Here is a 9,618-nt window from a genome sequence, read left to right on the forward strand (position 1 = left end):
ATTGGATCTAATTGTAGAAAACCACGAAAATACATCTGTGCGGTACATACAATAATAATTATCATAAAGATGCAGATTGTTGTCCGACGCTTATGACTCATAAATTGCAGCAGCAAATATAGCATAAAAAATAACCTCATACGTGAGTGTCCATGCGGGTATATTGATGCTATATCCATACCATGGACCAATAAAGTTATAGTCATTGGGTATATAATAAAAAATTATTTGCGAGGCAGTATAATTTTGATTGATGTTAAAAATAATTAGTAATAACAATACAAAACAATATAGGATAAAGTTTAAAAAATCTCTTAAGAGAAAATTCTAAGTTGTATTGTTTTTTTATTTATTGATGAGTAAACTATGACAAATCCACTAATAACAAAAAATATATCAACACCTACTTCACCTAATCCGAATAATCTATCACCAATATCAACTTGTAAATAGACGTTATTCAGATATTGCCTAAAATGAAAAGCGATGACTAATAATACAGATATCCCCCTAAGAAACTGAATAGCATCTAATTTTTTATTGTTCATAACAATATCCATAAATTATAACGGATTATATATGACATAAAAATTATTTAATCACCACGGATTCATTAATAACTCATTTACTTATTAATTTCTAAGATTAATTTATATGAAACTGAAAATCCAACTGAATTTATTGGCGTTTGTAAAACTATTTGTGAATCAGTGTTAGATACTACACCTATTGGAGCTGCATTTGTAGCTTGTGATTGACTAGAAATCACAGTGTGAACATCAAAATCAATGATTTTAAATCCTTCGGGGCGTCTATGGATACTCGTCCATCTGGGTTAACGGGTTTAAGTTTCCAACCTTTCATAATACACATTCCTTTGCCTAAGTATCTGTATGCTGTACCCGAATCAGGCAAAAAGCAGGGCTCTAAATATTTATCATTAATTACGTCTATATTCACCCAATTATTTGGTGATAGTCTTCGAATATCGCCAGTATAAATACCTGTATTAAAGAAAAGTACCCACTAGATGAATCTTGATAACTAAGATATGCCGAATTGAAGACCTCCCTTGATGCATCCATTTTTAAATTTTTGACAGTTAATCGTCCATGAGACATAGAATAAAACAATGAATTATTACCAGATGGAATTGTTAATGGCTGTTCATTACCTGTAAGTAATGACATCGAATGCCAGGGGCCATTTTTCCCCGTTGAATTAACTATATCTTTTTGCTGTGCAAATGACTCTGATATCTCAAGAGCAGCATTTTGCAAGAGTACGTGAATTCCTTCCCATGCTTCAATTCCTAACCTCATGTTATTACCATCACCATTCAACATTGTCACCGCAATTGCTGTCTCGTTTGTACTATCATAGTTCCCCTGACCTACAACTGCTCCCTCAATATAGCCAGTAAATTCAGAATAACCACAACTTCTCAATACAAGGCCAAAAGGACACGCATCAATTTCTACTCGCAAATTAAAACTTGTATTTCCATTATTTGGAGGAGAAAGATTCTCAGGCGTTGGTGTCACGGGATCTGCATAAAAACCCTTATGACATGAGTCTATGCGAATTGTACCTTTTGTTCCCCAGCATGAATATCCAAATACCCCATACTCACAGTCATTGACGGTAACGTCTATTTCAGCCTTAATAGCATAATTAAGATGTAATCCGATTCTGCCAGTACTCTTAGTGGGAGATCTTCTTGGTAATCCATACGTAAGCTTAAATCCTTTGAAAACCACTCCGCGTATAAATTCATCTGCACTACCTGCTGTTGTAGCGTTCATTACTCTTACGAAGCAGTCTTGTCCGAATGGCGGTGAGACGACATTAATGGTACGCTTTATTGTTGTGCCTCCAGAGTCAGTTTGTGGGTTGATTCCAGCTTTCCATTTTGAATTTACACCTATGCTTAAATAGTCGAATTTAAAATGATATTGAGCATATGAAGGACAATTAACTTCTGTCTTCCCTCTAGCATAATTCTCTGCTGCTTGGCATGCCGCCCAGTCAATGGTTTGATCTAATGAAGTTACGTGAGGGTAAACCGTTTGTGCTTCTTTTAATGTCTTAAATCGCTCAGATAGCGGGTGGACATTTACATCACCAATCGCACCAAATTGTTCAGGCGTAACATAATGCAACATCTGTTGCAGATTACCCGATGGCTGGACACCTATCATTGATGCACCATCGGGTTGTTTAAGCTTACCTTTAATTGGTCAGGATCGTACTTTAGAATATTTGGAAAATAGAATTGTTGCGCACCATGGCTGTCATACACAACCATTGAATGACCTTCTACTGTGACAAACTTGGCAATTGACCATTGTAAACTGGATAGCCGCTTGATTGATGATAATAGGTTGTGCACAGGGACATGTGATCCGTCTTCATTCTCAAGATATACCTGAATCTGGTTCTCTGGGATGGTGGATCCCTATCGATTTTACCGATGTAAACCTTACCATTGCTTGCAGCAGCAAACTTTCTTCTTAAGGTGAATAATTGGCTTGGCATACTCACGACAACATTAGGCATAATATCTGACATTTTTCTCCAGATAGAAATGAGGTGTATATTTATTAAATAATGGGATTTATAAAACTTTTAGATAGGATTGTTATTCGTTGTTGTTACTTTTTGTCATTCCACTCATCGTAGCAACAAACCCAAGTCTGGCCATTTGCTGGAACTCTTCACGACTCAGCGTATCACGAAGTACTCTCATTACGGCTTTATTTTTAACAAAGCGTCTTTCAGCAGCTTCAATGGCTGATTGACTCGCTCCAGCATTAACCGCTTTAGTTGCTTCCTGAATAGCTTTCTCTATTGCATATCTGCCACTACGTTTACTGGCTAAATTGGCAATACCAGAATACAAGCAGAACTCGCTAAAGAACCTAATACAGAACCAGTTACTCCAGCTCCTGCATAGCCAGCAATAGCCCAACCGCTTTATTCTTGAGTGGGTCAGAAATAATTTGTAATATTTTTGGTAATTCACCATTGAGCGTTTTCAGGACGGGAACTGATCTTCCTGTATGTTCAATGCTTCTTAAAGGTTTTGACGCCGCTTTTGCTAATAAGCCATAAGCTTCTGTCAGTCTTCCAAGATCGGGTGAATATTGTCTAATCACATTAATGTTTTGTGGTGTAAGTATTGAAGCCAATATGTGAAATTCCCGCGCCTTCTGATTTACCCCCTCTCACACCTTGTGATGCTGCATCCTGCAATATTGATGCTATCGTTGGTTCATGTTCATCCTTTGGAACAGATTTCATTATTTTATGAAATCTTTTAAACCTTTTTTCGATGAGCTTTGTAATGCAGAAACGCCTTTTGTGATTAGCGCATCATTTGATAGGTCTCTTCCAAAAATAGCTTCAGCATCTTTTGGGCGTTATTCTTGCCTTAGATAATTCATTAGCTTTCGTCCAGTCTTCAAGAAAACCACCCTGTTGTGCCATTTTCTGCATATCTTGTGTTATGGCTTGTCTAACTTCTCCAGCACGTCTGGCCGCATTTGCTTCACCTCTACGGCTATATTTTTCTGCTGCATCAGAAAATTTAGCTCTCCATGCTTTCATGCCATCAAACGTAATTCCCCCTTTTTTATAAGCAGAAACAAATTGCTTCATTTCAGATGATAAAGGAACGCCAGCAGAATTTTCAGCTTGAACAACCGCATTGGCATTAGCCATTTTCATCTTTTGATTTGGCATTGTAGATCTAACATTATTCCAGGCTTTCCACTCTGCCTCTCTCATTTCATCTAGATTTGATATGACTCTTCCTTTAATCGCTGCGCTTTTTTCTGATGCCGTTCCAGATTCTGCACCTAATTCCTCTAAGTTTTTGTTCAACTTGCTTTTTATTTCATCAAATGCTTTCATGTGAGCATCTTGCACAATTCCTGGTGTTGAAGATAAAACTCCTTCAGTTTGCGCAATGCCTGTACTACCTGAACGCATACCTGGCGTTAAAGCATTAATGTCAATACCCGTAACATCAGCTGCTTTAGCAACATCCGGATCTATTTTGGCGGCTTGTTCTGCTATTGATTCTCGTCCTGCTTCAGATCTGGCTAATTGTACAATATCATTTGCCGTGTTAATTTCAGTTGATGCTGGTGATGCTGTACGTTGCACAACTGCATTATAAGCTTTACCTAATAGCGGAGTAATCGCTCTCGTTAATCCACTACCAGCAACCCCAATACCCAAATCAGTCGCTAAATTTTGGCCATTATCGCGCTGACTATTCTGTGCTAATGCCCCTACACTATTTTCAGCCACCATATCCGCTAATTTAGTTGCACCACGCTCCAGTCTTCCCGCGTTGGTAACAGAACCTAATGCGGCTGCTGTTCTTTCTGCGCCAACACCAGGAATAAGATAAGGCCCAATTTCAGCACCCAATTTGGCATATGGATCTTGTGGTTTTAAATTATCAGGTAACTCTAATCGCTGTGTTGGTGTATAAGTACCATCGCCAATTCCTAACTGATTACCCGCCCACGAAGCTCCTGACATAAAAGCATCGGCAATTTCAGGGATAATATTCGCTACATTAACACCTGTTTGCAAAAGTCCTTTTCCTGCCTCAGTAATAGGATTACTATCTTGGTTTTGAGTAGATCGTCTTTGTTGAATTAATCCAGCAATTCGTTGAGCGCCAGTCTTATCGCCTGCTGAATCCGCATTTCTTAATGCAGTAAAAAGCTGTTCTTCTGAATAATCATTGATAGCCATGATTACCTCGATAAATATTTATTTAATAATTCATCATCTGAAATATTTGAACTATCAACATTCATCTTTTCGTTAGGCTCATCTTGCTTAAAATCCGGGTAAATTTGCTTGAAGTTAGCATTCAGCCTATTTTTGCTAGTATTTGCGTTTTTTATAATATTCTGCAATGTTTTTCTGAGCGCTTCTGGCGACTGTTTTTCACTCAAATTACCCAGTGAATTCTGCAATGAACCAAATTCTCGGTTAGTGGTATTCCCTAATCCAGCGGCACCATTGGCTGACAATTCTTTCATTGAGCTTAATGTTTGCAGTCCTATTTGATCTTTCAAATTGCTAATCTGTGCCGCTAAATCTGCTCTGACAGTACCAGGAATATTTGGCATTATACTTCCTGCCCCAACCGTCCATTCCAGATAGGGATTATCCAATATACTTTGCGCTTGTTGTGCCAATCTGTCTGCGTTGTCATTAATTGTATCAATGCGTTTTCTATCATTAATCGGGGCGACACGTTTTTTTTCAGTTGCTTCATCTATCTTTTGTTGATTAGCCGCAATTTGTTGCTCTAATGCTTGTTTTCGCAATTCGTTAGTCGAATTTTGTGCTTGTCGATCAAGTTTCTTGTTCTCAAGTTCTGCTCTTTTTATCTCTCTATCCAAGGCTGCATTTTGCGCAGAAATATTTTGACTTCTCATTGTTAAAGACTCACCTGCTCGGTTGCTGCGTTCTGTTTCAGCAAGTTTACCTCTGTCAATGTCACGACCTTCTTGTTTATCTTGAATATCAAAATATTTTTCTGGACCCAATGCATGCATACCAATTAAATCAGTCATCTGATCAAACTGTTTTGGGTCTTGCTTGTAGGATAAAAATGCTTCTTCTGGTGATAATCCCATCTGATTTAATATCGGTGCATTTTTCTGTAATGATGACATCAGTGATTGATCACCACTTTTTGCAGCAAGACGCAAATCCATGGCTGCTTGTCCAATAACCTGATTTCTGTCCTGGTCAATAAAACCCATCCCTTTTTGAATGCGTTCAATTTGTTCAGGATGAGCCACAGCAAGTTGCTTCATTGCGTCGCGATCATTAGCCGCATAAGCCGCACCGAAAGATTTCATAAAATCCGCTTCTGATTGCTGTTTTTCTCTTGCCTGCAAATTGTCATAAATTGAACCTATACCCTGTGCAAGCATAACACCCGTATTAGGACGTTCAGCATATTGTGGTACTGCTGGCAATCCTAGCCCTCCCGCAGTTTGATTCGATATTTGCATACTGGGTAATCCAGCAAGTTGAAACGCCGCCATAGAAACTCCAATTAAAATAAACTACCCAGTGCACCTAAACCACCACCAATTACAGCTCCCCATGGTCCGCTAATACTTGCGCCTGTTGCAGCTCCTGCCATGCCACCACCTAATGCTCTCTGCCATCCAGAAGGGCTACTTGCCGAAGCCGCATTTGCTGCTCCAATGTTCTGTAATAATTGACCGACATTATTAGCGTAATTTTGACCTGCTGAAGCTTGTCCGGTTGCTGCATTCATGCCAATGCCAACTAAATTACCGTAATTTTGCATCTGATTAGATAGAAAATTCTGCCCTAATGCTGGAGCGATAGATGCTAATTGATTACCTGTTGCCGTCGAACCTAAACCACCTGTCGCTTCGGCGGCATTTAAACTTTGGTACCTCGCTTGACTAGCCAAATCATTAAACTGTTGCGAATTATAAAAATTGTTCAATGCCTGTGCCTGTCCCTCTGGCGACATCAAATTTTGCAATTGATTTAACGCTGGCACCCCGACTCCCATGTATGGCGTTAAATTTTGCATTACACGTTGCCATTGGTCTCTTTGTAGATCTATTGCTTCACGTGATGCCCTAGCTTGTTCGCTTGCGCCGTTATCCCCACCGCCTCCACCCATCTTCTAACTCCTCTTTTGTTACCTGATACATTGTCATATTGATTTGTTGATTACCTGCCGTTAATGCATTATCAATCACACCGACTCTTCGCATGTTCATTAATTTGCAAATAATTTTCCCCCACGGGGTTTTTTCAGGAACATACGTAATCACGGTTGAAAAATTGATATTATCCACCAACCATTTTGAAAATTTTTTTGTGGCTTCTAATGCATATTTTCCTCGAAAACCTGGATCAAACACAGGATGAATTTCAATTAACTTGTTGCGAATAAATTCTATTGAAAAAAAACCAACCAGCATTAACCCTTCATAAACACCCACATAAAGCTGATTGTTCTTTAATTGATAATCCCCGTTATTTTCCATTGCATAACCGATCTTGCTTTTATCCATAAAAAACCGCTGGAATTGTTGGATATTGTCAATAACTTTAATTTCCATCAGTCAATCAACCCGTGCGATCTTAACGCGTCTTCTAGTGCCTTGATGCGCTGGCGGGATGCGATTAATGCATTAGCCAATGCATCAATTTCATCTTTTTTATACTTTTTTCCAATTGCGAAGGATTGATCTGCATCAAAAGCGTTCTTCAATGGAGTACCGATAGCGGGAGTAAATCCAATAACACGCTGACCAACCACTTTTGTACCGTTAACGGAATAAGCAGTGTTGACATTGAGGGATGATGATAAATTTTGCTGAGTCACTCGACTCAAGGAGACGTAATCAACGATAATTTCGGATACTTTGCCATCCAAGTCTTGTATCTTTATTTTAAGTCCGTTAACGTCGTTCTCAATATTAAGCACCCGAACCTCAAGACTTGCTAAACCCTCCTCAGTTTTTGTTATCCTTTCCTCGTGATTCCCAAGGATAATATCTTGCTCTTCATTTTTAAGTTGCGCAGCATAAGCTTCATATCCTGAGTCGTTAGCTCTGTTAACGACTTTGCCTATATCCTCGGCACCACTTAAAACGATCCTACGATAAGATTCGCTGAAATTTGAAGGAAGGATATCAGGGGTGATATATGAACCTTGGACGCTGATTGGCTCCTTTAATCCTGGATTTGCATATTGATTCGTCATTGTTCAATCCTTAGCGACATATTCGATAATGTCACAGGTGATTTAGTGATGATACGTATTTTAAAACCAATATTTTTTCTAACTCTGCCAATTCTTCGCCAAATAACTCGCTGGTCATAACGAAACGGGGAGTTTTGCTCTATTAATTGCTCTCTGCCATAATTGATGCCGTCTGTTGTTGCGGACAGAAATAATTTATCTGCAATTTGAGCAACACCAGTCGAAGATTCCAGTTCAAAATCAAATAATCTTGCATTGTCAGCTTTTATCATTGGTGTATAAAGAAGGTGTTCTGTCGATTGTTCGTATTGACTTGATGCGTCGAAAACTAAATTACCGATAATTCCTTCTTTCTTGTCACCCGCTGTGATTTGATTTCCATAGAACATAAAATCAATCGCACGATAGGGATTGTCATAAAGTCCTGATTTCAGTATCGACCATTGATTATTTGCAGAAATATCGAAACAAAGAGTATGCTTTGAAAGATGAATAATTAATAATTCATGATTATCAAATTTAATTGATTCCATAACTGATTTAGACAATTCATCAGCAGAATAATTACTGATGATTTTATCAATAGTAGCCGTTGATATTTTGTTTTTTTCACCTGAACCTATAATATAAACTGATGGTTGACCAATAGAATGATGACTAATAATTGCGTAATTGTCCTGATAACGACATTTGCAATTACGACCTGCAATACCAATCTGAATCATATACGCTGGTTGAGCAATATAAATGGGTTGTGAAGTATCAGAAGAGCCAGTTAACGAAAAGTATTCAATCGTAGAAGAACCAAAACAGACTATCATGTCTCGCCATGATGCAACTGAAACTATCCCATCAGGTTGCGATTCAGCGCTGTAAAATGTGTATTAGTCTTAACTTAATCCGACAATTCTGATTTAAAAAAGAGCGTTACCGGTTTTAATTAACATCATTAGATAATTAAATAAAAGGTAATTCTATGTATCAAACAAATAATCCTATCATCAAACATAAAGTCGGGTTACTTAACCTCGCTGAAGAGCTTAATAACGTCTCAAAAGCCTGTAAGATTATGGGGGTATCCCGAGATACGTTTTATCGCTACCAGGAACTTGTTAACGATGGTGGGATAGACGCTTTAATTAATCAAAATCGACGGGTGCCTAACGTAAAAAATAGAGTAGATGAACAGATTGAAAGCGCTGTAGTCGAGTATGCGATTGAATACCCTGCACACGGTCAACACCGCAGTAGTAATGAACTAAGAAAAAAAGGCATTTTTGTTTCGGGGAGTGGCGTTCGCTCTATTTGGCTGCGCCATAATCTCGAAAATTTTACAAAACGCCTAAAAGCGCTTGAAGATAAAATCGCAACAGAAGGAATTATCCTGTCAGAATCACAAATCAGTGCTCTAGAAAAGAAAGCGCAAGATGATGAAGCCTGTGGTGAGATTGAAACAGCGCATCCAGGTTATCTGGGTTCACAAGATACTTTTTATGTCGGTCATTTAAAAGGCGTTGGTCGTGTTTATCAACAAACTTACATTGATACTTACAGTAAAGTCGTTCATTGTAAGCTTTACACAACAAAAAGCGCGATAACGGCGGCAGATTTATTAAATGACAAGGTTCTCCCTTTTTATTCCCAGCATGGTTACCGGTGTTACGTATACTGACGGACAGAGGCAGTGAGTATTGTGGTAAAGTTGAACATCACGATTTAAACTTTATCTCGCTATCAATGATATTGATCATACAAAACTAAAGCTCGTTCACCTCAAACTAATGGGATTTTGTGAACGCTTTCATAGAACTGTATTACAA

At 38.4% G+C, this 9,618-nt stretch carries 11 protein-coding genes and 2 pseudogenes; 1 reads left to right on the plus strand and 12 read right to left on the minus strand.

Features of this window, described 5'->3' with window-relative positions; all coding sequences use genetic code 11:
* Window positions 1–314 precede the first annotated feature (314 nt).
* The 12 genes and pseudogenes from AYJ55_RS33855 to AYJ55_RS21000 form a co-directional block, all read right to left on the minus strand.
* Window positions 315–548, minus strand: a complete 234-nt coding sequence (locus AYJ55_RS33855; RefSeq protein WP_063657792.1) for an acyltransferase family protein — start codon at window positions 546–548, stop codon at window positions 315–317.
* 408 nt (window positions 549–956) lie between these two features.
* Window positions 957–2,201 carry a hypothetical protein gene (locus AYJ55_RS36440; RefSeq protein ID WP_063657793.1) on the minus strand — a complete coding sequence of 415 codons (1,245 nt, stop codon included), beginning with the start codon at window positions 2,199–2,201 and terminating at the stop codon, window positions 957–959.
* Complete coding sequence (locus AYJ55_RS36445) at window positions 2,198–2,308, minus strand: phage tailspike protein (RefSeq protein ID WP_425393834.1); 111 nt, start codon at window positions 2,306–2,308, stop codon at window positions 2,198–2,200. Before AYJ55_RS36445 ends, AYJ55_RS36440 begins: the two co-directional genes overlap by 4 nt.
* Before the next feature lie 11 nt (window positions 2,309–2,319).
* The gene (locus AYJ55_RS36450) at window positions 2,320–2,571 is read right to left on the minus strand and encodes a phage tailspike protein (RefSeq protein WP_074168182.1); all 252 of its coding nucleotides are present in this window, start codon (window positions 2,569–2,571) and stop codon (window positions 2,320–2,322) included.
* 70 nt (window positions 2,572–2,641) lie between these two features.
* Window positions 2,642–2,902, minus strand: coding sequence for a hypothetical protein (locus AYJ55_RS33865; protein WP_063658067.1), 261 nt, complete (start codon window positions 2,900–2,902; stop codon window positions 2,642–2,644).
* Between the two features lie 34 nt (window positions 2,903–2,936).
* A complete protein-coding gene (locus AYJ55_RS33870; RefSeq protein ID WP_245677494.1) occupies window positions 2,937–3,191 on the minus strand; it encodes a hypothetical protein in 255 nt (84 codons plus the stop codon).
* Between the two features lie 214 nt (window positions 3,192–3,405).
* Window positions 3,406–4,773: a hypothetical protein gene (locus AYJ55_RS33875; protein ID WP_245677495.1), complete on the minus strand. Its 1,368-nt coding sequence runs from the start codon at window positions 4,771–4,773 to the stop codon at window positions 3,406–3,408.
* Window positions 4,774–4,775: 2 nt separating this feature from the next.
* Window positions 4,776–6,086 carry a phage DNA ejection protein gene (locus AYJ55_RS29955; protein ID WP_162505785.1) on the minus strand — a complete coding sequence of 437 codons (1,311 nt, stop codon included), beginning with the start codon at window positions 6,084–6,086 and terminating at the stop codon, window positions 4,776–4,778.
* Window positions 6,087–6,097: 11 nt separating this feature from the next.
* On the minus strand, window positions 6,098–6,706 hold the full coding sequence (locus tag AYJ55_RS20985; RefSeq protein ID WP_063657748.1) for a lipase chaperone: 609 nt from the start codon (window positions 6,704–6,706) through the stop codon (window positions 6,098–6,100).
* Window positions 6,684–7,151, minus strand: coding sequence for a DUF2824 family protein (locus AYJ55_RS20990; RefSeq protein ID WP_063657658.1), 468 nt, complete (start codon window positions 7,149–7,151; stop codon window positions 6,684–6,686). Before AYJ55_RS20990 ends, AYJ55_RS20985 begins: the two co-directional genes overlap by 23 nt.
* The gene (locus AYJ55_RS20995) at window positions 7,151–7,798 is read right to left on the minus strand and encodes a hypothetical protein (protein WP_063657659.1); all 648 of its coding nucleotides are present in this window, start codon (window positions 7,796–7,798) and stop codon (window positions 7,151–7,153) included. The genes AYJ55_RS20990 and AYJ55_RS20995 overlap by 1 nt, the downstream gene beginning before the upstream one ends.
* Window positions 7,795–8,673 (minus strand): annotated as a pseudogene (locus AYJ55_RS21000) (packaged DNA stabilization protein); the annotation flags it as partial. The gene AYJ55_RS20995 and the pseudogene AYJ55_RS21000, both read right to left, overlap by 4 nt.
* A gap of 101 nt (window positions 8,674–8,774) precedes the next feature.
* Between AYJ55_RS21000 and AYJ55_RS21005 the strand changes: the two are divergent.
* Window positions 8,775–9,618, plus strand: a pseudogene (locus AYJ55_RS21005) (IS481 family transposase); the annotation flags it as partial.

It is taken from the genome of Candidatus Arsenophonus triatominarum, from assembly GCF_001640365.1.
Lineage (GTDB): Bacteria > Pseudomonadota > Gammaproteobacteria > Enterobacterales > Enterobacteriaceae > Arsenophonus > Arsenophonus triatominarum.

Bases quoted from the DNA above. Each gene is read 5' to 3' on its own strand.
- AYJ55_RS33855 (WP_063657792.1), bottom strand. From the start codon at position 548: ATGAACAATAAAAAATTAGATGCTATTCAGTTTCTTAGGGGGATATCT.
- AYJ55_RS36440 (WP_063657793.1), bottom strand. From the start codon at position 2,201: ATGATAGGTGTCCAGCCATCGGGTAATCTGCAACAGATGTTGCATTAT.
- AYJ55_RS36445 (WP_425393834.1), bottom strand. From the start codon at position 2,308: ATGGTTGTGTATGACAGCCATGGTGCGCAACAATTCTATTTTCCAAAT.
- AYJ55_RS36450 (WP_074168182.1), bottom strand. From the start codon at position 2,571: ATGTCAGATATTATGCCTAATGTTGTCGTGAGTATGCCAAGCCAATTA.
- AYJ55_RS33875 (WP_245677495.1), bottom strand. From the start codon at position 4,773: ATGGCTATCAATGATTATTCAGAAGAACAGCTTTTTACTGCATTAAGA.
- AYJ55_RS29955 (WP_162505785.1), bottom strand. From the start codon at position 6,086: ATGGCGGCGTTTCAACTTGCTGGATTACCCAGTATGCAAATATCGAAT.
- AYJ55_RS20985 (WP_063657748.1), bottom strand. From the start codon at position 6,706: ATGGGTGGAGGCGGTGGGGATAACGGCGCAAGCGAACAAGCTAGGGCA.
- AYJ55_RS20990 (WP_063657658.1), bottom strand. From the start codon at position 7,151: ATGGAAATTAAAGTTATTGACAATATCCAACAATTCCAGCGGTTTTTT.
- AYJ55_RS20995 (WP_063657659.1), bottom strand. From the start codon at position 7,798: ATGACGAATCAATATGCAAATCCAGGATTAAAGGAGCCAATCAGCGTC.